Genomic DNA, 22,941 nt, shown 5'->3' on the forward strand with positions numbered 1-22,941 from the left:
CGTCCGTGACCGGCTGACCGGACCGATGCCGCGCCTTTTCGGTGAGTGAAAGCAAAGGGTGGGTGAACGGCCAACCGGTGCCGTTCACTGGCGGCATGCGCACCCAAGTCGCCATCATCGGCGCCGGCCCTGCCGGCATGTTGTTGTCCCAACTGCTCGCCGCCGACGGCGTCGACTCGGTGATCGTGGAAGCGCGCACCGAGGAGTACGTCCTCTCACGGATCCGGGCCGGCATCCTGGAGCACTCGTCGGTGGAGCTACTGCGTTCGGCCGGCCTCGGTGACCGCTTGGCGCACAGAGGAATCGAGCACCGCGGCATCTATCTGCAGACACCGGGGGAACGTCATCATCTGGACTTCGTCGACCTGGTCGGACGCAGCGTGTGGGTATACGGGCAGACCGACGTGCAGAGAGATTTCGTCGCCGCACGGCGGGCGGCTGGCCAGCAGATCGTCTACGAAGCCGGCGACGTCGCGATCCACGACATCGCCTCCGAGCGGCCCTATGTCACCTTCACCGCCGACGGGACGGCGCACCGCCTCGACGCCGACGTTATCGCCGGCTGCGACGGGTCGTTCGGCCCCAGCCGCGCGGCGATCCCACAGACCGTCAAGCAGGTGTGGGAGAAGGTCTACCCCTACTCGTGGCTGGGTGTGCTCGCCGACGTCGCACCGTCCACCGACGAGCTCGTCTACGCCTGGCATCCCGACGGGTTCGCGATGCACTCCATGCGCTCGGAGACCGTCAGTCGGCTCTACCTGCAGGTACCCAACGACACCGACGTGAAATCGTGGTCGCACGAACGGATCTGGGACGCACTGTCGACCCGACTGGGGGCCGGCATCGACGGCTGGTCGCTGCAGACCGGCCCCATCACCGAGTCGAGCGTGCTCCCCATGCGCAGCTACGTGCAGACTCCGATGCGCCATGGGCAGCTGTTCTTGGCCGGCGACGCCGCCCACATCGTCCCGCCAACCGGCGCCAAGGGCCTCAACCTGGCGATCGCCGACGTTTCGGTGTTGGCGCCCGCGCTCACTGCGCTGATCAAGAAGAACGACCCCACGCTCGCCGACAACTACTCGCACACCGCACTACAGCGGGTTTGGCGCTGCACGCACTTCTCCTGGTGGATGACCAGCATGCTGCACATCAGCGACGACCCGTTCGAGGCGCAGCTCCAGCAGGCGCAGCTTCGATGGGTGTGCAGTAGTCGCGCCGCGGCGATGGGCCTGGCAGAGAACTACGCCGGGCTACCGCTGCACATCGACTGACCGCACGCGGGGACGGCTCAAGACAGGCTGCGCGAGATCCCCTGCGCTGCAACGTGCAATGCCGCTACCAAGCGCAGCTTGTCGCGCTTGAGAGTCGGTAACACCAGACCCAGTGCCGCCACGGCAGTCTCCTGCCGCAACACCGGCACTGCCACCGAACACGCGCCCAGCGTCATCTCCTCCGCCGTGGTGGCGTAGCCGTCTCGGTGCACTCGTGCCAGTTGAGCCTTCAATACGCCGGCATGCACGACGGTGCGAGCAGTCACGCGCTGCAGGTGCGACATCACGTCTTCCTGGACAGCCGCCGGGGCGTGAGCCAAGAGCACTTTGCCGACACCGGTGGCGTGCAACGGAAGTCGTGATCCGATCTTGGACACGACCGGGACCGACGCATGGCCGGCGAGCCGGTCGAGGTACAGGGCCTGGGTGCCCTCTCGGACGGCGAGGTGGACCGTGGCCAGCGTCGCTCCGTACAGGTCGTGCAGGAACGGCGAGGCGATCTCGCGCAGACCGGTCTGCGTCGGCGCCAGTAGTCCCACGTCCCAGAGACGGCGTCCGATGACGTATTCGCCGGATGGAGTTCGGGTCAGCGCGCCCCATTCCTGGAGTTCGTTGACCAACCGATATGCCGTTGGCACGGGTAGATCGGCGCGCCGCGCCATGTCGGTCAACGTGAGCCGGCGGTGGGTGGTGTCGAAGGTGCCCAGCAGTGACAACGTGCGCGACGCCACGGACTGGCCGGGGTGCGACACGTTGCCCGCCACGCCGTCACCTCCGCTCCGACTCCAGCGCTTCCACTGAATGAAAGCACAGCCCGCTGAGCCGCCGGGGCATTTCGGACAACATCGCGTCCCCAACCAGACGCGCGTACCGCCCTCGCGCTGCTTCCGCTCAGTGAAAAGGCACTGTAGCCTCGATCACGCAAACGCGTCAGCATGACAGCGTGAACCCTCTAAGCAGTCAGGCCGAGGTGAGTGCGGAGATCAAGGCGATCGAGTCCGCCTACCAGCGGGCGGGGGTCGAGGAGACCCAACCACGCAGGGACTACGCCCCCTACCGCAGCAGCGTGCTGCGGTACCCGACCAAGGACCTGCACCACGCCGATCCGGAGGGGGTGGAGCTCTGGACCCCGTGCTTCGGGCCGCGCGACGTCGGGGCCCTGGAATCGGACCTGACCATCGGCCAGCACGGTGAGCCCATCGGCGAGCGGATGGTGGTCACCGGCCACATCGTCGACGGCGACGGCCATCCGGTGCGCCGCCAGTTGGTCGAGATCTGGCAGGCCAACGCCGCGGGGCGCTACATCCACCAGCGCGATCAGCATCCCGCGCCGGTCGACCCGAACTTCACCGGAACCGGCCGCTGCCTGACCGACGACGACGGCAACTACCGATTCACCACGATCAAGCCGGGACCATATCCGTGGAAGAATCATCGAAACGCGTGGCGCCCGGCGCACATCCACTTCTCATTGTTCGGCACCGAGTTCACCCAGCGGATGATCACCCAGATGTACTTCCCCGGCGACCCACTGTTCGCCCTGGACCCCATCTATCAGGCGATCACCGACCGCAAGGCCCGCGACCGACTGGTCGCCGCCTACGACCACGACGTCACCACCCACGAATGGGCCACCGGCTACCGCTGGGACATCGTGCTGACCGGCGCGTCGCGGACACCGATGGAGGATTCGAAAGGATGACCACTGTGCTCACTGCGACGCCCGGCCAGACCGTCGGACCGTTCTTCGGCTACACGCTGCCGTTCGACCGAGGCTCGGAACTGGTGCCGCCCGGCTCGCCAGGGGCCATTCGCTTCCACGGCGTGGTCACCGACGGCGACGGAGCCCCGGTAACCGACGCGCTGCTGGAGATCTGGCAGGCCGACGCCAACGGCAGCGTGCCCACCGCCAGCGGTGCCCTGCATCGAGACGGCTGGACGTTCACCGGCTGGGGCCGCGCCGCGACCGACGATGAGGGCCACTACTCCTTCTCGACCGTGCCACCCGGTGCGACGAAGCCCACTGCAGCTCCGTTCATCCTGGTGACCATCTTCGCCCGGGGCCTGCTCAACCGGTTGTTCACGCGGGCCTACCTCCCCGGGGATCACCTGGACCAGGATCCGCTACTGGCCTCCCTGCCCGGCGAGCGACGCGACACCCTGATCGCCACACCGGATCGAGACGGATTGCGGTTCGACGTCAGCCTGCAGGGCCCCCGGGAGACGGTATTCCTGCGTTACCCGAGCCATCAGGCGTGACCGACCTCTTCTGGCCCGGCGACCACCTCGCCGGGGACGCGATGAGCGAGGCTGCGTTCCTGCGCGCCATGATCGCCGTCGAGCAAGCGTGGCTCGACGGCTTGGTCGAGGCAGGGGTCGCGCCTGCCGAAGCCGAGTTCACCCTGGACACCGCCGTTGACGTCGAGCGGATCGCCCTCCTCGCTGACGCTGACGGCAGCCCCGTGTCCGGGCTGGTGAACCTACTGCGCGAACGAACCCCGGAGCCGACGTCACGGTGGCTGCACCGCGGGCTCACCAGCCAGGACGTCGTCGACACCGCGCTGATGCTGTGCCTCCGCGACGTGTTGACACGGCTGAGCGAAGAGATCGCGACTCAGATCCAGGTCCTCGCGGCGCTGATCGTCACCCACCGTGACGCGCCGATGCCCGCACGCACCCTGACACAGGCCGCGTTGCCCAGCACCGTCGCGGCGAAGGTGGCCGCGTGGTTGAGCGGTCTACTCGACGCGACCGACGCGATGGTCGCCCTTCGGACCCGACTACCCGTCCAGTTCGGTGGTGCGGTCGGAACTCTGGCCGCGGTCGTCGAATTGACCGGCTCGGCCGACAACGCACTCCACCTCACCGAGCACGTGGCCCGCCGGCTCCGATTGGCCGCCGCGCCGCCCTGGCAGACAACGCGGGCACCCCTGACCCGGATCGGGGACGCACTGGCTGGGCTGTGCGACGCGTGGGGGCACCTCGCGGCCGACGTCGCCACCGGAAGTCGCACCGAAATCGGCGAATTCGCCGAGGGCAGCGGCGGGGGCTCGTCGACCATGCCGCACAAGAGCAACCCGGTCCGCTCGGTACTGATCCGCCGCGCCGCGCTGACCGCCGGCCCGCTGGCCGGCACCCTTCACACCGCGGCCGCCCTCAGCGTCGACGAACGCGCCGACGGCGCCTGGCACGCCGAATGGGCAACCATTGCCACCCTTGCGCGGCGCACCGTCGTCGCCGCCGCCCACGCCACGGATCTGATCACCGGACTACGGGTCCACCCCGACCGGGCCGCGGCCAACCTCGCCGCTGCGGGCGACCTACGCGCCGAGCAACGCACCATGGCCACACTCGCCGGCCGACAACCAGATTCGACCTACCTCGGCATCACCGACCGGCTGGTCGAGGCCACACTGGACCGCGCAGCCCGACACCTCGCCGCCCACCGCCTCAAGGATGTGTCATGACCCTGCCCCGACTCGTCGGCACCGACGCCGGAGGTCCCGTCGACGCACCCGTTCTGCTCCTCGGACCGTCGCTGGGCACCTCGGCCGACACCCTGTGGGCACCGGCCGCCCGCCATCTGCGGACCCACCTACGCGTCGTCGCCTGGGACCTTCCCGGGCACGGTCGCAGCCCGTCGGGCGAACCGTTCACCGTGACCGACCTCGCCGCTGCGGTGTTGGCGCTGGCGGACCGGCTCGGCGCAGAGACGTTCCACTTCGCGGGCGACTCCGTCGGCGGGGCCGTGGGATTACAACTGATGCTGGAGGCACCACACCGGGTCACCTCGGCCACGGTGCTGTGCAGCGGAGCGAAGATCGGCACCCCCGACGGCTGGCACGACCGCGCCGCCACCGTTCGCAGCGGCGGGACGACGGCCCTATTGGCCGGCTCAGCCGAACGCTGGTTCGGCCCCGGGTTCGCCGACCGCCAAACCGACCGTGCCACCGCCTTGCTCGCCGCCTTGCGCGACACCGATGCCGAGAGCTACGCCCAGACCTGCGAAGCCTTGGCGGGCTTCGACGTGACCGACCGGCTTGCGGAGATCGAGGCACCCGTGCTGGCCGTAGCGGGCACTCATGACATCCCGACGCCGCCGGAGTCATTGCAACACATTGCTTCCGGGGTGGCCGACGGCCGTCTGGTGGTGCTCGACGGGATCGGGCATCTGGCACCCGCCGAATCACCGGCGACGGTGGCCCATTTGATCGCCGTGCACTGCGGTGTCGACACCGTCCGCCACGAGACCACCGCTGGGGTACACACCGCAGGCATGGCTGTGCGGCGCGCTGTGCTCGGAGATGCCCACGTCGACCGCGCCGTCGAGGCCACCACCGACTTCACCGCCGACTTTCAGCAGATGATCACCGAATACGCCTGGGGCACGATCTGGACCCGGCCCGGCCTCGACCGCCGCAGCCGCTCGATGATCACCCTGACCGCGCTGGTCGCCCGTGGTCATCATGAAGAGCTGGCGATGCACGTGCGCGCCGCCCGCCGCAACGGGCTCACCGAAGACGAGATAAAGGAACTGCTCATGCAGACCGCGATCTACTGCGGCGTGCCTGACGCCAACACCGCGTTCCGAATCGCCTCGAAAGTCCTCAGCGAACCCTGACGCGCCGGCCATCGAATCACGTTGCACAGCAACGTGAATCTGACCTATCGCGCTTCGCGCGTGGAACAGCCGGCGGTTCTCCCCGGGTCTTTCTCCTGTGCAGATTCCCGCTTTCGCTGTCATTTGATCGAGCAGCGAACTGCGGCGATGTGATGTGTCCCAGGGTCTGTCATGGCGGATTCGTCCTAGAGTTTTGCCATCTTTCGGCACCACGTCTCGCGGCATGAGCGCGTCTCAATGCCTCCTGTCGACGTCTGAGATTCGAGACGATTGCCACGACACCAGCGATTTCCGGTCTGCGGCTCGGGGTTAACATCTCCCATGGCGTTCTCATGGTCGGTGCATTCGGTGACTGACGGTCAGGTACGCACGGCCACCCGATGGGCGGGTGGGCTGTGGCTGGCTACGACAGTGGTGATGCTGCGGCTCGAGCGCGTGATGCGCGCGACGGGCGGTCCGGGAATCATCGCGTTCGAGTTGGCCGGGACCCCGGACCGGGCAAGCTCGATGATCGACAGCTGGGGGCCGAAGGGTGTTGCCGCTGCACGGACCTCGTTGTGGCTCGACTTCGGCTACATGACCACCTACGGAGCATTCGCGGTGCTGCTCGCAGAAGGCGCCGATCGCCGACTCGCACGGCGACGCTCGGGTAGTCGACTGTTTCCGTGGGCTCAGCTCGCCTGCGGGGCGGCGGTGGCCGCTGACGCCGCAGAGGGCGTAGCGCTGCTGAACATCTTGGGGGGCCGGGATCGCCGAACGCACGCAGTACGTGCCCGTCGCGCAGCACTGATCAAGTTCGCCCTGCTGTCCGCCGTGCTCGCGCACTGGGCACGTTCCCACGTCCCCGAGCGCCATTCGGAGTCCTAGTCTCCCGAGACCCACACCACCACCGCGCCCTGAGGTGAATCCTCAGACCGATAACGCGGGGCGCCGCAGGCACGAACTGCGGCCTCAACAATGAGGCCTGCATCTCGTGCACCCACGCACTGTCTTGTCAGCGGCGGCTGTCGGCTCTCGTCCCACTTACTGTCAAACCTGACCGAAACAGGACACACAGTGGGCAGATCAATCTTTTTGATGGATATTGACACTGGGCGCTATCTGTCGTAGACACGAGACATGTCAGCGCTTTTGTCTCACGCAGCCCCGGCCCACTTCACCCTGGCTACTGCTGACACCTGGGCCGAACCATGGCCCATGTACCGCGCGCTGCGCGAGCACGACCCCGTCCACCACGTCGTCCCCACCGACCGGCCCGATCACGACTACTACGTGCTCTCCCGGCACGCCGACATCTGGTCCGCAGCGCGCGACCATCAGACGTTCTCCTCGGCACAGGGGCTGACCGTCAACTACGGCGAACTCGAGATGATCGGCCTGGCCGACAACCCACCGATGGTGATGCGGGATCCCCCGACGCACACCGAGTTCCGCAAGCTCGTGTCACGCGGTTTCACCCCGCGCCAGGTCGAGGCGATCGAGCCGACGGTGCGCCAGTTCGTCGTCGAACGCATCGAGAGATTGCGCACCAACGGCGGCGGCGACATCGTCGCCCAACTGTTCAAGCCGCTGCCGTCGATGGTCGTCGCCCACTATCTCGGCGTACCCGAGGCCGACCGCGGCAAGTTCGACGGCTGGACCGAGGCGATCGTCGCGGCCAACACCGCCGACGGTGGCATCGGCGGCTCACTCGACGGGCTCGGCGACGCACTCGGCGAGATGATGGCGTACTTCACCGCACTCATCGAGCGTCGCCGCGTCGAACCGGCCGATGACACCGTCTCTCACCTGGTGGCCGCCGGAGTCGGCGCCGACGGTGACATCGCCGGCGTGCTCTCGGTTCTCGCGTTCACCTTCACGATGGTCACCGGCGGCAACGACACCACCACGGGCATGCTCGGCGGCTCGGTGCAACTGCTGCACCAGCGCCCCGATCAACGCCTCCTCCTCGTCGACGATCCCGGCCTGATCCCCGGCGCCGTCGACGAGTTCCTGCGGCTCACCTCCCCGGTGCAGGGTCTGGCCCGGACCACCACCCGCGACGTCACGATCGGCGACCGCACCATTCCCGCAGGCCGCAAAGTGTTTCTCCTCTACGGTTCGGCCAACCGCGACGAACGCGAATACGGTCCTGATGCAGGCGAACTCGACGTCACGCGCAACCCGCGCAACATCCTCACGTTCAGCCACGGCGCGCACTTCTGCCTGGGCTCGGCGGCAGCCCGGATGCAGTCGCGAGTGGCACTGACCGAACTCCTTGCCCGGATACCGGAGTTCACCGTCGACGAGGACGGCATCGTCTGGGCCGGCGGCAGTTACGTGCGCCGACCGCTGTCCGTGCCGATCACGGTGACCCGGTGAGCGGCCGCGACTGGCTGGCCGCGCAGCGCACCGAGATCGCTGCCGAACGCATCCTCGACGCAGCAGGCGAACTGTTCGCCGGCCAGCCCGCCGCGACGGTCGGCATGCACGAGATCGCCTCGGCAGCGGGGTGTTCGAGAGCAACCCTCTACCGATACTTCGAGAACCGCGAAGCGCTGCACACCGCCTACGTTCACCGAGAGACGCACCGGATCTACCGCGAGCTGACCGATGAGCTCGCCTCGATCACCGATCCGGAACAGCGCCTCGTGCAGGGCATGCTCCGCTGCCTGCGGATGGTTCGCGAGAACCCCGCGTTGGCATCCTGGTTCACCGCCTCCGCGCGTCCGCTGGGCGGCGAGATGGCCGAGCAGTCACCGGTGATCGCAACGCTGACCGAGATGTTCGTCGGCTCATTGGGTTTCGGAGACCGTGTCGAACAGCGAGCCCGCTGGCTGGTGCGGGTGCTGACCTCTTTCCTGGTCTTCCCCGGCCGCGACGAGGGCGACGAAGCCGAGATGCTCGCAGAGTTCGTCGTACCCCGTGTCGTCACACCCGGGTGAAGCGATGCAGGAGCCACGCCAGCGGCACCGTCACCACCATCGTCCCGAGGAACAGCAACCACACCGAACCGTTGTAGATCGGATACTGCAGGATCTCGACCATCACGAGTTCCATCGTCACGAGGTGGATCAGGAAGATCTCGTAGGAGATCTCGCCGAGGAACACCATCGGCCTGCTCGCCATCACCTTCGCGTACAGACCCGTGTTGCCCAGCGCCAGCGGAGCCACGACCAGCGTGGCGATCACTGCGTAGAACGCGCTCTTGGCCAACGCTTCCCACAACAGCGCAGGCGATGTCGTCGGCTCCCCGCCGATGGGTGTGGACACGATGAGGTAGCTGACCACCGCGATCGGCAGGCACGCGAGCGCGTAGGCGCGCACCCGCATGGCCGCCAGCACCGCGAGCACCATGCCGCCGACGAACCACGACAGGTACCCCGGTAGCCACAGCCGCGCGCCATCGGGCAGGAACGACGTGGTGTGCACCAGCCACAGCCAGGCCGGCGACAAAGCCGCGAGCGCGGCCAGTCCGGCCAGCAGCAGCCACGGCCGCCAACGTCCGCGACACAACACCACCAGCAGCAGGTAGGCCATCGGTGGCAGCGCGACGTAGAACGCCGCCTCGACGGCGAGGCTCCACATCTGCGTGAGTCCCTGGTGCAGATAGGAATACAGATAGTTGTCGGTGTAGATCTGGGTCAGCGTCAGGTTGCGGGCCAGACCCTCCCAGGTGTGCCCAGGATTCGGCCCGGCCGTACGGAAGTGGTAGACCAGGTAGGCCGCGACGACGGTGACCACGTACGCGGGCATGATGCGGCGCACCCGATGCCACGCATAGCGTGTCACCGACGGGGCGGGCGCATCTGCAGCGCAGGCGTTCACCCACGGCGCGAAGAGCAGGAAGCCCGAGAGCACGAAGAAGATCGGCACCCCGATCTCCATGCGGGAGAACATCAGCCCGACGTAACCCTGGCCGTAGTGACCGGTGGTGTAGGCCGCATGGGTCAGCACCACCAGAAGTGCCGCCACGGCCCGGATACCGGTCAGAGAGTCGACCCGGCCGGTCGGGGTCACCGACTCCAGGCCACCCTGAGCGTCGGCGTCTCGTGACAGCGTCATCGGGCGCTAGTGCGTCTTGCGGCGCGCCTTCGGCCCGCGATCGGGTTCCAGATTGATCAACTGACCCTGAATCCTGGTGTTCTCCAGCTTCTTCAGCGTCTCCCGCGAGAGATTGGCCGGCAGCTCCACCAGCGAGTAGTCCAGCTTGATCGCGATGTGACCGAAATCGCTGCGATGCAGACCGCCCTCGTTGGCGATGGCGCCGACGATCGCACCCGGCATGGCTTTGTGCTTCTTCCCCACCGCGATGCGGTAGGTGGTCAGATCGCTGCGCCGCTCCCGCTGCTTACGCGGTCCTCGGTCGTCACGGTCGGCACGATCCGGTCGGTCCTTCTTGTCCCGGCGTTTCTCCGGCGGCGGCTCGGTCATCAGGAATGCTTCGCCGTCGCGGCTCTGCAGCGCCAGCGCGGCAGCGATGTCGGCCATCGGCACGTCATGGTCGCGCTCGTAGTTCTCGATCAAGGTTCGGAACAACTCGATGCCCGGTGCCGCCAGCGCCTCGGTGATCGAATCGCGGAACTTCTGCACACGACGCTCGTTGACGTCCTCGACCGACGGCAGCTCGATCTCGACCAGCTTCTGCCGCGTCACCCGCTCGATGGCACCCAGCAGATGCCGTTCGCGCGGCGTCACGAACAACAACGCCGTGCCCGACCGGCCCGCCCGGCCGGTACGCCCGATCCGGTGCACGTACGACTCCGGATCGTGCGGGATGTCGAAGTTCACCACGTGCGAGATCCGCTCCACGTCCAAACCGCGGGCGGCGACGTCGGTGGCGACCAGGATGTCGATCGACCCGTCCTTGAGCGCGTTGATCGTGCGCTCACGGACCGCCTGGGGGATGTCGCCGTTGATGGCGGCCGCCGCGAACCCGCGGGCCTTCAGCTTCTCGGCCACCTCCTCGGTGGCCTGCTTGGTCCGGACGAAGACGATCATCGCGTCGCCCTGCTCGGTCTCGAGCAGCCGGGTCAGCGCGTCCATCTTGCGGGGGTAGGACACCTGCAGGTAGCGCTGGGTGATGTTCTCGGCCGTCTGGGTCTTCGACTTGACCGTGACCTCGACCGGATCGTGCAGGTACTTGTTGGTGATCTTCTTGATCGCCGGCGGCATGGTCGCCGAGAACAGCGCGACCTGCTTGTACTCCGGGGTGTCGGCGAGGATGCGTTCGACGTCCTCGGCGAAGCCCATCTGCAGCATCTCGTCTGCCTCGTCGAGCACCATGTAGTCGAGGTGGCTGACGTCGAGCGTGCCCTTCTCCAGATGGTCGATCACGCGCCCCGGCGTGCCGACGACGATCTGCGCGCCCCGCTTGAGGCCGGCGAGCTGAGGCCCGTAGGAGCTGCCGCCGTACACCGGCAGCACGTTGACGTTCAGGTGCGCGCCGTACCGGCTGAATGCCTCGGCCACCTGCAGCGCGAGCTCACGTGTCGGGGCCAGCACCAACGCCTGGGTGGCGCGGCTCGAGGTGTCGATCTTGCTCAGGATCGGGATGGCGAACGCGGCGGTCTTGCCGGTTCCCGTCTGGGCGAGACCGACGACGTCGGAGCCGGCCAGCATCGCCGGGATCGTCGCAGCCTGGATAGGCGACGGCGATTCGTAGCCGACGTCGCTGACCGCCTGCAGCACCGAGGGGTGGATCTGCAGGTCGGCGAAGGTCGGGCTGACAGGCAGATCCGTGCTGGCGGGGGTCACATCCGAGGAGGTCATCGTGGTGGCAGTCTAGTGCCCTTTCCGCCTCTCTCCCTCCTCATGTCCTGCCGCGTGCCTGACGGCCGGTGCCGCCGCGATGCCGGTACGGTCGCCTGTTGTGAAGTGGGCAGCTGTGATGGGTGCCGCGGCCCTGGTTCTCGCCGGCTGCGGGTCAGGTGATTCGACCGCGTCGAAAACCCCGGGTCCGACGGCTTCGGCGGCGTCGACGGCGGCACCGCCGCCGACGGTGGCACCTGCTGGGCCGCCGCCGGGGCCTGCGCCCGCAGCAGACCCCTGCGCGACCGACCTGGCCTCCCCCGAGATCGCCAAGGCGGTGTCCGAACTCCCCCGCGACCCGCGCAGCAAGCAGGGCTGGAACCCCGAACCGGTGGCCGGCAACTACAACGAATGCGCTCAGCTCTCGGCGGTGATCGTCAAGGCCAACACCAACTCGCAGAACCCCAACACTCGCGCCGTGCTGTTCCACCGCGGCAAGTTCATCCCCACCGGGGTGCCCGACACGTACGGCTTCAACGGGATCGACGGCGTCGGCACCACGGGCGACACGGTCGCGCTGAAGTACTCCGGCGGCATGCCCGGGCTCGACAGCATCGTGAAGTTCCGATGGAACGGCAGCGGGGTGGAGCTGATCGGCAACACGCCGCGTTGAGGTCGTCGGCCGTAGCCGCCAGTGAGAAGCCAGGGCTGCGATTTCGGCTCCACCACGACCGGGAATGAAGTTCCGCGGCGGGGGTGGGCGTCGGTGGGCTGCCCTACAGTGGCGGCGTGTTCGTCATCGACGGCCGGGTGGTCTACAGCGCCTCCGATCTCGCCGCGGCCGCCCGCTGCGAGTACGCGCTGCTGCGCTCGTTCGACGTCAAGCTCGGCCGCGCCACGGCAGTCGCCGGCGATGACGAGATGCTCGTCCGCACATCGCAATTGGGTGACGAGCACGAGCGGCGCCACCTCGACGCGCTGCGTGACGATGCCGAAGACGAGGCCGAGATCACCGTCATCGGCCGGCCGGACTACACACTCGCAGGCCTGACCGCGGCGGCCGAGCAGACTCTGCGGGCGATCGAGCGGCGGGCGCCGGTGATCTACCAGGCCGCGATGTTCGACGGCCGGTTTGTCGGGTTCGCCGACTTCCTCCTGCTCGAAGAGTCCGAGCAGGGCCCGCGCTATCGCCTACGCGACACGAAGCTGGCCCGCTCGGTGAAGGTCGAGGCCTTGCTGCAGCTGGCCGCCTACGTCGACACCCTCATCGCGGCGGGGGTCCCCGTCGCGCCCGAGGTCGACCTGGTCCTCGGCGACGGCGCGATCGTCAGTTATCCGGTCGACGAGCTCCTGCCGGTGTACCGACCCCGCCGCGCCGCGCTGCAGCAGCTGCTGGACCGGCACGAGGCCGGCGGGACCCCGGCGTCGTGGGAGGACGAGTCGGTGCGCGCGTGTTTCCGCTGCGCCGACTGCGAGGAGCAGGTCCGCGCGCACGACGATCTGCTGCTGGTCGCGGGTATGCGGGTCAGCCAGCGCGCCCGGCTGCTCAACGCGGGCGTCACGACCGTGCGCGAACTCGCCGCTCACCAGGGCGCCGTGCCCGACCTGCCACCACGCACCGTCGCCGCGCTGACTGGCCAGGCCCGCCTTCAGCTCGCCGACCGCGTCGACGGCAAACCGCCCTACCGCGTCGTCGATCCGCAGCCGCTGATGGTGCTGCCCGACGCCGACAAAGGCGATCTGTTCTTCGACTTCGAGGGCGATCCACTGTGGACCGCCGACGGCCACGAATGGGGTCTGGAATACCTGTGGGGCGTGCTGACCGTCGCCGACGAGTTCTCGCCGCTGTGGGCGCACACCCGCGCCGACGAACGCGCGGCGCTGATCGCGTTCCTCGACATGGTGCGCAAGCGCCGGCGGCGCTACCCCCGCATGCACATCTACCACTACGCGGCCTACGAGAAGAGCACGCTGCTGCGGCTGGCCGGCCGCTACGGCGTCGGCGAACGCGATGTCGACGAGCTGCTCCGCGAAGGCGTGCTGGTGGACCTGTATCCGTTGGTGCGCAAGAGCATTCGGGTCGGCACCGAGAATTACAGCATCAAGAGCCTGGAACCGCTCTACATGGGCAACGAGCTGCGCGACGGTGAGGTCACCACCGCCACCGCGTCGATCACCGAGTACGCCCACTACTGCGAGCTACGGGATGGCGGCCGCGCCGACGACGCCGCGACGGTGCTCAAGGAGATTGAGGAGTACAACCGCTACGACTGTCGCTCGACGCGCCGGCTGCGCGACTGGCTGGTGGCGCGCGCCATCGAAGCCGGAGTCCCGCCCCGCGGACCCGTGCCGGTCGACGGGGCGACGGTACAGACCGCCGCGCCCGATGCGGTCGAACGCCGACTGCTGAAGTTCGCCGGCGACGGTGTGGACCAGCGAACGCCCGAGCAGACGGCGATCGCGATGATCGCCGCGGCCAAGGGTTTTCACCAGCGGGAGGACAAGCCGTTCTGGTGGGGCCACTTCGACCGGGTGAACAATCCGGTCGAGGAGTGGGCCGATGCGAGCGGGGTGTTCCTGGTCGAGAGCGCCGGAATCGCCGAGGACTGGCACACACCGCCGCGGGCCCGTAAACCCCAGCGACGCATCGTGCTTCGCGGTGAGATCGCCAACGGGGACCTGGCTCGCGAGATGTACGCGCTCTACGATCCGCCGGCTCCCGCGGGCCTGGCCGACGACCCCGATCGTCGGGGGTTCGCCACGGTGTCGGTGATCGAGTGCGACAACGTCGACGCGCCCACCGAGGTGACCGTGATCGAGCGCCAACCCAAAGACGGCGACGTCTTCACGCAGGTGCCGTTCGCGTTGACGCCAGGGCCGCCGATCAGCACCAAACCGCTATCGGAGTCCATCGCCGCGACCGCAGCAGACGTCGCCGCCACGCTGCCCCGAGTGCACCCCGGCGCGATGACCGATCTGCTGCTGCGCCGCGCCCCGCGCACCCGCAGCGGCGCTGCGCTGCCCGACTCCGGCGTCGTCGTCGACGACATCACGGCCGCGCTGCTGGATCTCGACGCGTCCTACCTCGCGGTGCACGGTCCGCCCGGCACGGGCAAGACGTTCACCGCCGCCCAGGTGATCGCCCGGCTGATCGACGACCACGGCTGGCGGGTCGGGGTCGTGGCGCAGGCGCACGCGGTCGTGGAGAACCTGTTCGCCGGCATCCTGCGCGCCGGTGTCGACGGCACGCGGGTGGCCAAGAAGCTCAGCTCCGGCGACGGCGCCTGGACCGAGATCACCAACCCGCAGTTCGCCGACTTCATCGCCGGTCACAAGGGCTGCGTGGTCGGGGGCACCGCGTGGGATTTCGCCAGCGCCACCAAGGTGCCGGCCGGCTCGCTGGACCTGCTCGTCGTCGAGGAGGCCGGCCAGTTCAGCCTCGCCAACACCATCGCGGTGGCCCGCGCGGCGCGCAGTCTGCTGCTGCTCGGCGATCCGCAACAGCTGCCGCAGGTCAGCCAGGGCACCCACCCGGAACCGGTGGACGGCTCGGCACTGGCGTGGCTCGTCGACGGCCACCACACCCTGCCTCCTGAGCGCGGCTACTTCCTGCACTGCTCCTACCGGATGCATCCGCAGGTGTGCCGCGGGGTGTCGCGGCTGTCCTACGACAACCGGCTGCAGTCCCACGAACCGGTGACCGCCGCGCGCACGCTCGCCGGCGTCGCGCCCGGTATCCGCACGCTGGCCGTCCCCCACCACGGCAACGTCACCGACAGCCCCGAAGAGGCCTCGGCGATCGTCGCCGCGATCGGTGACCTGCTCGGCGCCGAGTGGACCGACGAGGACGGCACGCGCCCGCTCGCGCAGCGCGACGTCCTCGTCGTCACCCCGTACAACGCGCAGGTCGTGCAGGTGCGCAACCACCTCGACGCCGCCGGATATCCCGACGTGCGAGTGGGCACCGTGGACAAGTTCCAGGGTCAGCAGGCGCCGGTGGTGTTCGTGTCCATGACGGCGTCCTCGATCGACGAGGCTCCTCGCGGAATCGCCTTCCTGCTCAACAGGAATCGGCTCAACGTCGCGGTCAGCCGGGCGAAGTACCTGGCCGTGATCGTACGGTCACCGCAGCTCACCGGATACCTGCCCGGTACGCCCGATCGCCTGGTCGAATTGGGCGCGTTCCTGTCGCTGTCCGCATGTGATACACCGGGCCCATGACCGAAGCGCTGACAGAACAGCTCGCGGCGATCGTCGGCGCCTCGCAGGTGAGCACCGACGCCGACGTGCTGAGCGGCCGCAGCACCGACTACACCGGGCGCTACCGGGGCCGGGCGGCAGTGATGGTGCGTCCCGGCTCCGCCGACGAAGTGGCCGCGGTGCTAACCGCGTGCCGTGACGCCGGGGTGAGCGTGACCGTGCAGGGCGGGCGCACATCGCTGGTGGCGGGCACTGTGCCCGAGCATGACGACGTGCTGCTCTCGACGGAGCGGCTGCGTGAGATCGGCGACGTCGACACCGCGGAGCGCCGCGTGCACGTCGGCGCCGGGGTGACGCTGGCCGAGGTGCAGCGGGCCGCGACAGCGGCCGGCCTGGTGTTCGGAGTCGACCTGGCCGCCCGCGACTCGGCGACCGTCGGCGGGATGGCCTCGACGAATGCGGGCGGGCTACGCACCGTCAGCTACGGCAACATGGGCGAACAGGTGCTGGGCCTCGACGTCGTGCTGCCCGACGGGTCGATCGTGCACCGGCACAGCCAGGTGCGCAGCGACAACACCGGATACGACCTGGCGTCTCTGTTCGTCGGCGCCGAGGGCACGCTGGGGGTGATCACCGGACTGGACCTGCGGCTGCACCCCGCCCCCGGCCACCGCGTCACGGCGATCTGCGGCTACGCCGATCTGGATGCGCTGCTCGCGACCGCACGGGTGTTCCGGGACATGGCGGGCATCGCGGCACTGGAGCTCATCGACGCCCGGGCCAGCGCGTTGACCGCCGAACACGTCGGTGTCGCCGCCCCCGTCGACGGTGACTGGTTGCTGCTGATCGAGTTGGCCGGCGAGACCGACCTGACCGAGCGGCTGGCCGACGCTCTGACCGACGCCGACCTGGTCGGCGAACCCGCCGTCGGCGTCGACACGGGAGCGCAGCAGCGGCTCTGGCAGGTCCGCGAGGCGGTCGCCGACGTGCTCGGCGTCTACGGTCCGCCCTTGAAATTCGATGTGTCGCTGCCACTCTCGTCGATCAAGGCGTTCGCCGCCGACGCGGTGGCGCTGGTCGCCGAGCATGCGCCCGACGCGATCCCGGTGCTGTTCGGGCATGTCGGCGAAGGCAACCTGCACCTCAACATCGTGCGGTGTGCACTGACCGGCGAGCCCGAGCACGCGCTCTACACCGCGATGATGGCGCTGATCGCCCGCCACGACGGCAACGTCAGCTCCGAGCACGGTGTGGGCACCCGCAAACGGGACTACGTCTCGATGTCGCGCAGCGACGCCGACATCGCCGCGATGCGGGCGGTCAAGGCCGCCTTCGACCCCACCGGGTATCTGAACCCCGCGGTGTTGTTCGGCTGAGCGCCGATGTCCCGTAGCGTGGCGGCGATGACGAGCATCGAGGCCGACTACCTGGTGATCGGCGCAGGCGCGATGGGGATGGCGTTCGTCGACACGCTGCTGACCGAAACCGATGCGACGGTCGTGCTCGTCGACGAGAACCACCAGCCGGGCGGGCACTGGAACTGGGTGTATCCGTTCGTGCGGTTGCACCAGCCCTCGTCCTACTACGGGGTGAATTCGCGGGCGCTGGGCAACGAGGACTGGATCGACCAGTCGGGGCCCAACGAAGGGTTCTTCGAGCTGGCGACCGGCCACGAGGTGTGCTCCTACTACGACCAGGTGATGCGTCACCAGATGCTGCCCACCGGCCGGCTGCACTACTTCCCGTCCTCGCACCATGTGGGCGACAACAGGTTTCGCACTCTCGACGGAACCGAACACCAGGTGACGGTGCGTCGCCGCGTGGTCGACGCGACCTACCTGCTGACCGTGGTGCAGTCGATGCGCTCGGCACCGTTCTCGGTCGCCGACGGCATCGAGGCGATCACCCCCAACGATCTGCCGCGCCGCGCGGCCGGCCGCGGGCACTACACGGTCGTCGGCGGCGGCAAGACCGGCATGGACTGCTGTCTGTGGCTGCTGCGCTCCGGTGTCTCCCCGCAGAACGTGCGGTGGATCATGCCGCGGGACTCGTGGCTGATGAACCGGGCCCACATCCAGCCCGGCGGGCAGTTCGTGAAGAGCTTTCGCGAATCGATCGCCTCGCGGATGGCCGCAATCGCCGAGGCGACCTCGGTGGACGACCTGTTCGCCCGCCTCGAAGCGGACGCGACCCTGTTCCGGCTCGACCCCGCCGTCACGCCGACGATGTATCACTGCGCGATCGTGTCTTCCCGTGAGCTGGACCAGCTTCGCCTGATCGACGACGTGGTCCGGCTCGGCCACCTCGAACGCGCCGAGCACGACCGAATCGTGTTGCGCGACGGAGAGATCGAGGTATCGACGCCGTCGCTGTACGTGGACTGCACGACGCAGGGACTGCCCCGTCCGCAGTCGGTGCCGGTGTTCGACGGCGACCGGATCACGCTGCAGAGCGTGCGGGGATGCCAGCAGGTGTTCAGTTCGGCGTTCATCGCCCACGTGGAGGCCGCCTACGCCGACGACGCCGTCCGCAACGACCTGTGCGCACCCATCACGCACCCCGACGCTCCGCTGGACTGGCTACGAATCCTGCTGTCGGACAACAAAGCTCAGGTGCGCTGGTTGAAAGACCCGGAGCTGATGGATTGGCTGAAGACCTCCCGGCTCAATGTGCTGCGCGACCTCTTCCCTGATTTCGGCGACAAGATTCGCGTGCGTGATCGCGCGTTCGGCGCCCTGACCACAGCGCTGACCAAGACCAACGACCAGTTGAGCGCGCTGATGGAGAGCGGTTAGCCGCGCGCGTGGCGCCCTCCGCTGTCGGGTTCGGCGAGGACCCGGTCCAGCACATCAGTGTCGGACGTGTCGCGGTCAGGCTCCCGGCTGACATCCCGGTCGACATCCCGGTTGACGAGGTACTCGACGTAGTCGTCGTCATCGACCCAGTCGTCATCAACCCAATCCCCGTCCTCGCCGGTGTCGGTTCGGGCGTCCGCTCGCGTGTCTTCAGCCGGCGCCCACCGCCGCCCCACCCCGCCGGTGAGGAACAGCGCTGCGATGACGCCGAAGAGCGCGATGAACGCCGGCAGCAGCATCGCCTGCGACATGGCCGCCGAGAACGGGGCGTGCAGGAAGCCCGGCAGCTGCGCCACCGCGCCCTCCGATGCTCCCCCGCCGCCGGCCCCGCCCGGCATCTCCGCCGCCAGCCGTGCCGCCAGGAACGCGGCCATCCCCGCACTGCCCAGCACGGAGCCGACCTGGCGGGTGGTGTTGTAGACCCCGGAGCCGGCCCCGGCCACATGCGGTGGCAGATTTCTGGTGGCCGTCGCCGCCAGCGGTGACCAGATGAACGCCATGCCCACGCCCATCAGCGTCAGCGGCACGACCAGTCGCCAGATCGGCGTGGTCGGGGTCATGTCGATCGCCAGCCAGGTCAGCCCGATGGCCAGCACCGAGAACCCGAATCCGATCACGGGGCGCGGGTGCGCGCGGTCGACGATCTTGCCGACCATCGGCGCGAGCACGCCGGTCGCCACGGCCATCGGCGCGGTCAGCAGCGCCGCTCGCGTCGGCGTGAGACCGCAGACGGCCTGGGCGTAGAACATCAGCGGCAGGATCATCGACGTCGCGACGAACCCCATCGTCGCGATCGCGAGGTTCGACATCGAGAAGTCGCGGTCGCCGAAGATCGCCAGCGGTACGAGCGGCTCGCCGCGGGTGACCGACTGCCACATCACGAAGCAGGCCATCACCGCGATCCCGACCCCGATCGCCGCCCAGATCCAGGGCGCCCAGTTGTGGGCCTGCCCCTCCTGCAGACCGAAGACGATCAGGAACAACCCGACCGCGGACAGCGCCACGCCCAGCAGGTCGACGTGTTTGCTCTGGGTGGGCAGCGACGGCACCAGCCGCAGTGCCAGCACCAGACCGATCACGCCCACCGGCACGTTGACGAAGAAGATCCACTGCCAACCCAGGTGGTCGACCAGCACGCCTCCGGCCAGCGGGCCCACCAGCGTGGCCACCCCGGCCGTCGCACCCCATACGCTCATCGCGACGCCTCGCCGTTCGGCGGGGAACGTCCGGGTGATCACCGACAACGTCTGCGGCGTGAGCAGCGCGGCACCGACGCCCTGCAGCACCCGGGCGGCGACCAGCATGCCGATGCTGCCGGACAATCCGCACCACAGCGAGGCCAGCGTGAACACCGACAATCCGACGAGGTAGACGTTGCGCGGACCGAAGCGGTCACCGAGGCGACCGGACACGAGGAGCGGCACGGCGTAGGCCAGCAGGTAGGCGCTGGTCACCCAGATCACCGCGTCGTATCCGACGCCGAGCGCCTCCATGATCGCCGGATTGGCGACGGCGACGATCGTCGCGTCGACCAGGATCATGAAGAAGCCGACGAGAAGCGCCCACAGGGCGTGCCAGGGATTGGCCCCTGGGGCGCGTGGCGTCACGAAATCGAGCATGGTCTAAGACAATCCGCAATGACAGGTGGGAGATGGACCGCGCCGACGCTACGGATCGGCGCCATTCACGACAAGTCGGGTGCAGGTGCGCGGTGCGCTCCGGTCAGCAGCAGCGCCGCCAACGCGACCACCACGCCGGTGGCCATCACCGAGGCCATCGCCAGCTCATCGTTGCCCAGCACCCCGACCAGGGGCGCAACAGCTGCACCCAGGCCGAATTGGACCGCGCCGAGCAGTGCCGCTGCCGTGCCCGCGGCATCCGGATGCCGCGTCAGCGCGACCGCGGGTGCGTTCGGGATCACCAGCCCCATCGCGGCGAGAATCGCCCACACCGGCACGACGAACGCGGCCAGCCCGCCCACGTGCGCAGCGGCCAGCGCGACGAACACCACACCGAACAGCGACGCTGCCGCCAGCGCCCACACCATGATCCGCTGCGGGGAGAACCGGCGCAGCAGCACCACGTTGAACTGCGTCGACCCGATCAGCGCGATCGCGCCGGCGCCGAACACCAGCGCGAATGCCGTCTGGCCGATGCCGTACCGGCCCTGCAGGACGAACGAGGCGCCCGCGATGTAGGCGAACAATCCGCTCATACCGAGCGCCGCGACCAACACCAGGATCACGAACCGGGTGTCACGCAGCAGCTCGACATAGGTCCGGGCGATCCCGCCGACCTTCAACGGTCGCCGGTGCGCGACGGGCAGCGTCTCGGGCAGGGCCAGCACGGCCATCACCAAGATGGCGCCGGCCAACACGACCAGGGCGGCGAACACCCAATGCCAGGACGCGTTGAGCAGCACCGCCGCGCCCAGCGACGGTGCGAGCACCGGCGCGACACCGAGCACCAGCATCAGCCGCGACATCACGGTGGCCGCCACGTTGTCCTTATACAGATCGCCCACCACCGCGATCGCCACCACCATGCCTGCAGCCGCGCCGACACCCTGCAGGCCGCGGGCGACACCCAGGACCGCGATGTTCGGCGCGAACAGACACAGCAGCGAGGCCAGCATGTGCAGCACGATGCCGGCCATCAACGGCTTGCGACGGCCCAGAGAGTCGGACAGCGGACCGATGATCAGCTGGCCCAGCGCCAGACCGGCCAGCGTGCCCGTCAACGTCAACTGCGCCACCGACGACGTCACCGACAGCTCGTCGGCGATCCTCGGGAGCGCCGGCAGGTACATGTCGATGGTCAGTGGGCCGAGCGCGACCAGCAGGCCGAGTACCACGATCATCTTCAGGCGGCTGGGAGGGGTCGCCGGCGATTCACCCACTCCCCGACTCGCGTCGGTCTCGAGGGGCGTCAGGTCCACGTCTGGGGATACTGCCATGCAATTGGTTAGCGCGGCTTCCCAGTGAATTCTTCCCCTCTCGGCGAACAGTGATCGCCGTCACCTTTGGGTACCCCGGACGGGTGGTGAATCGTTTCCCAGGTGTTTCCAGGCATTAACCTGGGAACGAGTCCACTCGACGAGAGGCCGATCGATGAGTGCATGGTCACGGGCGAAGAGCAAAGAGCCCGCAGTCCAGGAGGACGATCCCAGCGCCGCCGCGAAGGCGCTCAGCCAGATCATCGAACGCGGCGCCCGGGTGCAGGGTCCGGCGGTCCGCGCCTACGTGGCGCGACTGCGCGAGAGCAACCCAGGGGCCACCCCGGCCGAGATCATCACCAAGCTGGAGAAGCACTACGTGGCCGCGGTGATGGCCAGCGGAGCGGCGGTCGGCTCCGCGGCCGCCTTCCCCGGCATCGGCACCCTGGTCGCGATGTCCGCGGTCGCCGGGGAGACGGTGGTGTTCCTGGAGGCCACCGCGGTGTTCGTGCTGGCGGTGGCCGAAGTGCACGGTGTACCCGCCGAAGAACGCGAGCGGCGCCGCGCCCTCGTGCTGGCCGTGCTCGTCGGTGACGACAGCAAGGGCGCGATCGCTGATCTGCTCGGCCGCGGACGGACCAGCGGCGGCTGGTTGTCCGACGGTGCCGCGTCGCTGCCGCTGCCTGCGGTGTCACAGCTCAACAACCGCCTGCTGAAGTACTTCGTCAAGCGCTACACGCTCAAGAGAGGCGCGATGATGTTCGGCAAGATGCTGCCCGTCGGCATCGGCGCCGTCGTCGGGGGTGTCGGCAATCGGATGATGAGCAAGAAGATCGTGCAGAACGCCCACAGTGCCTTCGGGCCACCGCCCCCGCGCTGGCCGTCACCGTTACATCTGCTGCCCGCGCCGCCCACCTGAGCGGCGCCGGCGCACCGGCGCGTCGCCGGTCGTTCACCGGTCGGCCATGTCCGTAATGACCACAACGACCCATACCCACGTTGCCTGGTCCCGCCGGTCGCCGAAGCGCTAGCCTTGACGAGGCGGAATTGCGGGTGACCGCACACCGGGTTCAATCAAGGGGTGGCCGGCTGCCGCGGAGCACTGGCCGGAAACGAAGAATTGAGGCGAACAGCAGCCGTGAATTCACCTTCACCATTCGGTCAGAACGAGTGGTTGGTCGAAGAGATGTACCGCAAGTTCCGCGAGGATCCCTCGTCGGTGGACCCGAGTTGGCACGAGTTCCTCGTCGACTACTCCCCCGAGCCCACCACCGACGCCTCCAGTGCCCCAGCCCGCGCGAACGGGTCGTCCACCCGCTCGTCCGGTCC

General features: G+C 68.5%; 19 protein-coding genes. 14 read left to right on the plus strand and 5 right to left on the minus strand.

Features of this window, described 5'->3' with window-relative positions; genetic code table 11:
- Positions 1-95: 95 nt before the first annotated feature.
- Positions 96-1,271, plus strand: a complete 1,176-nt coding sequence (locus DMB80_RS22905; RefSeq protein ID WP_111511982.1) for a 4-hydroxybenzoate 3-monooxygenase — start codon at positions 96-98, stop codon at positions 1,269-1,271.
- A gap of 17 nt (positions 1,272-1,288) precedes the next feature.
- Here the strand turns inward: DMB80_RS22905 and DMB80_RS22910 are convergent, their stop codons facing one another.
- Positions 1,289-2,035, minus strand: a complete 747-nt coding sequence (locus DMB80_RS22910; protein WP_111511963.1) for an IclR family transcriptional regulator — start codon at positions 2,033-2,035, stop codon at positions 1,289-1,291.
- 179 nt (positions 2,036-2,214) lie between these two features.
- Here DMB80_RS22910 and pcaH point away from each other — a divergent pair, with 179 nt between their 5' ends.
- The 7 genes from pcaH (at position 2,215) to DMB80_RS22945 (ending at position 8,816) form a co-directional block, all read left to right on the plus strand.
- Entirely contained in the window at positions 2,215-2,973 is a 759-nt protein-coding gene (gene pcaH / locus DMB80_RS22915; RefSeq protein WP_240431346.1) for a protocatechuate 3,4-dioxygenase subunit beta, read from the plus strand.
- Positions 2,970-3,530 (plus strand): protocatechuate 3,4-dioxygenase subunit alpha, encoded by a 561-nt coding sequence (gene pcaG / locus DMB80_RS22920; RefSeq protein ID WP_111511965.1) that lies wholly within the window; start codon positions 2,970-2,972, stop codon positions 3,528-3,530. Before pcaH ends, pcaG begins: the two co-directional genes overlap by 4 nt.
- Entirely contained in the window at positions 3,527-4,738 is a 1,212-nt protein-coding gene (locus DMB80_RS22925; RefSeq protein ID WP_111511966.1) for a lyase family protein, read from the plus strand. Before pcaG ends, DMB80_RS22925 begins: the two co-directional genes overlap by 4 nt.
- Positions 4,735-5,892 carry a bifunctional 3-oxoadipate enol-lactonase/4-carboxymuconolactone decarboxylase PcaDC gene (pcaDC, locus tag DMB80_RS22930; protein ID WP_111511967.1) on the plus strand — a complete coding sequence of 386 codons (1,158 nt, stop codon included), beginning with the start codon at positions 4,735-4,737 and terminating at the stop codon, positions 5,890-5,892. The genes DMB80_RS22925 and pcaDC overlap by 4 nt, the downstream gene beginning before the upstream one ends.
- 321 nt (positions 5,893-6,213) lie before the next feature.
- Positions 6,214-6,759 (plus strand): hypothetical protein, encoded by a 546-nt coding sequence (locus tag DMB80_RS22935; protein ID WP_111511968.1) that lies wholly within the window; start codon positions 6,214-6,216, stop codon positions 6,757-6,759.
- A 252-nt stretch (positions 6,760-7,011) separates the two neighbouring features.
- Complete coding sequence (locus DMB80_RS22940; RefSeq protein ID WP_111511969.1) at positions 7,012-8,253, plus strand: cytochrome P450; 1,242 nt, start codon at positions 7,012-7,014, stop codon at positions 8,251-8,253.
- Positions 8,250-8,816, plus strand: coding sequence for a TetR/AcrR family transcriptional regulator (locus DMB80_RS22945; protein ID WP_111511970.1), 567 nt, complete (start codon positions 8,250-8,252; stop codon positions 8,814-8,816). The genes DMB80_RS22940 and DMB80_RS22945 overlap by 4 nt, the downstream gene beginning before the upstream one ends.
- Here the strand turns inward: DMB80_RS22945 and DMB80_RS22950 are convergent.
- Together DMB80_RS22950 and DMB80_RS22955 are read right to left on the minus strand one after the other, a co-directional pair.
- Entirely contained in the window at positions 8,803-9,936 is a 1,134-nt protein-coding gene (locus tag DMB80_RS22950; protein WP_111511971.1) for an acyltransferase family protein, read from the minus strand. The two genes, DMB80_RS22945 and DMB80_RS22950, sit on opposite strands and share 14 nt — an antisense overlap.
- Before the next feature lie 6 nt (positions 9,937-9,942).
- Entirely contained in the window at positions 9,943-11,643 is a 1,701-nt protein-coding gene (locus tag DMB80_RS22955; protein ID WP_111511972.1) for a DEAD/DEAH box helicase, read from the minus strand.
- Positions 11,644-11,722: 79 nt separating this feature from the next.
- On the opposite strand from DMB80_RS22955, the gene DMB80_RS22960 reads away from it, so the two are divergent.
- The 4 genes from DMB80_RS22960 (at position 11,723) to DMB80_RS22975 (ending at position 18,617) form a co-directional block, all read left to right on the plus strand.
- Positions 11,723-12,295 (plus strand): LppP/LprE family lipoprotein, encoded by a 573-nt coding sequence (locus DMB80_RS22960; protein ID WP_111511973.1) that lies wholly within the window; start codon positions 11,723-11,725, stop codon positions 12,293-12,295.
- 116 nt (positions 12,296-12,411) lie between these two features.
- Complete coding sequence (locus tag DMB80_RS22965) at positions 12,412-15,843, plus strand: TM0106 family RecB-like putative nuclease (protein WP_111511983.1); 3,432 nt, start codon at positions 12,412-12,414, stop codon at positions 15,841-15,843.
- A complete protein-coding gene (locus DMB80_RS22970; RefSeq protein WP_111511974.1) occupies positions 15,840-17,198 on the plus strand; it encodes an FAD-binding oxidoreductase in 1,359 nt (452 codons plus the stop codon). The genes DMB80_RS22965 and DMB80_RS22970 overlap by 4 nt, the downstream gene beginning before the upstream one ends.
- 27 nt (positions 17,199-17,225) lie before the next feature.
- On the plus strand, positions 17,226-18,617 hold the full coding sequence (locus DMB80_RS22975; protein ID WP_111511975.1) for an NAD(P)/FAD-dependent oxidoreductase: 1,392 nt from the start codon (positions 17,226-17,228) through the stop codon (positions 18,615-18,617).
- On the opposite strand, the gene DMB80_RS22980 is transcribed toward DMB80_RS22975, so the two are convergent.
- Together DMB80_RS22980 and DMB80_RS22985 are read right to left on the minus strand one after the other, a co-directional pair.
- On the minus strand, positions 18,614-20,296 hold the full coding sequence (locus DMB80_RS22980; RefSeq protein ID WP_111511976.1) for an MFS transporter: 1,683 nt from the start codon (positions 20,294-20,296) through the stop codon (positions 18,614-18,616). The two genes, DMB80_RS22975 and DMB80_RS22980, sit on opposite strands and share 4 nt — an antisense overlap.
- 65 nt (positions 20,297-20,361) lie before the next feature.
- Positions 20,362-21,633: a multidrug effflux MFS transporter gene (locus tag DMB80_RS22985; protein WP_052765192.1), complete on the minus strand. Its 1,272-nt coding sequence runs from the start codon at positions 21,631-21,633 to the stop codon at positions 20,362-20,364.
- Between the two features lie 154 nt (positions 21,634-21,787).
- Here DMB80_RS22985 and DMB80_RS22990 point away from each other — a divergent pair, with 154 nt between their 5' ends.
- The gene (locus tag DMB80_RS22990; RefSeq protein ID WP_046362654.1) at positions 21,788-22,531 is read left to right on the plus strand and encodes a hypothetical protein; all 744 of its coding nucleotides are present in this window, start codon (positions 21,788-21,790) and stop codon (positions 22,529-22,531) included.
- Between the two features lie 267 nt (positions 22,532-22,798).
- Positions 22,799-22,941 (plus strand): 2-oxoglutarate dehydrogenase E1 subunit family protein (locus DMB80_RS22995; protein ID WP_420812214.1); only part of this gene is annotated, 143 nt, incomplete at its 3' end.

It is taken from the genome of Mycobacterium kyogaense, from assembly GCF_003254575.1.
GTDB classification, from domain to species: domain Bacteria; phylum Actinomycetota; class Actinomycetes; order Mycobacteriales; family Mycobacteriaceae; genus Mycobacterium; species Mycobacterium kyogaense.

Excerpts from the sequence above, each read along its gene's own strand:
- DMB80_RS22940 (WP_111511969.1), top strand. The coding sequence starts at position 7,012 with ATGTCAGCGCTTTTGTCTCACGCAGCCCCGGCCCACTTCACCCTGGCT.
- DMB80_RS22960 (WP_111511973.1), top strand. The coding sequence starts at position 11,723 with ATGCCGGTACGGTCGCCTGTTGTGAAGTGGGCAGCTGTGATGGGTGCC.
- DMB80_RS22970 (WP_111511974.1), top strand. The coding sequence starts at position 15,840 with ATGACCGAAGCGCTGACAGAACAGCTCGCGGCGATCGTCGGCGCCTCG.
- DMB80_RS22975 (WP_111511975.1), top strand. The coding sequence starts at position 17,226 with ATGACGAGCATCGAGGCCGACTACCTGGTGATCGGCGCAGGCGCGATG.
- DMB80_RS22905 (WP_111511982.1), top strand. The coding sequence starts at position 96 with ATGCGCACCCAAGTCGCCATCATCGGCGCCGGCCCTGCCGGCATGTTG.
- pcaG (WP_111511965.1), top strand. The coding sequence starts at position 2,970 with ATGACCACTGTGCTCACTGCGACGCCCGGCCAGACCGTCGGACCGTTC.
- DMB80_RS22990 (WP_046362654.1), top strand. The coding sequence starts at position 21,788 with ATGAGTGCATGGTCACGGGCGAAGAGCAAAGAGCCCGCAGTCCAGGAG.
- DMB80_RS22955 (WP_111511972.1), bottom strand. The coding sequence starts at position 11,643 with ATGACCTCCTCGGATGTGACCCCCGCCAGCACGGATCTGCCTGTCAGC.
- DMB80_RS22935 (WP_111511968.1), top strand. The coding sequence starts at position 6,214 with ATGGCGTTCTCATGGTCGGTGCATTCGGTGACTGACGGTCAGGTACGC.
- DMB80_RS22980 (WP_111511976.1), bottom strand. The coding sequence starts at position 20,296 with ATGCTCGATTTCGTGACGCCACGCGCCCCAGGGGCCAATCCCTGGCAC.
- pcaDC (WP_111511967.1), top strand. The coding sequence starts at position 4,735 with ATGACCCTGCCCCGACTCGTCGGCACCGACGCCGGAGGTCCCGTCGAC.
- DMB80_RS22950 (WP_111511971.1), bottom strand. The coding sequence starts at position 9,936 with ATGACGCTGTCACGAGACGCCGACGCTCAGGGTGGCCTGGAGTCGGTG.
- DMB80_RS22985 (WP_052765192.1), bottom strand. The coding sequence starts at position 21,633 with ATGGCAGTATCCCCAGACGTGGACCTGACGCCCCTCGAGACCGACGCG.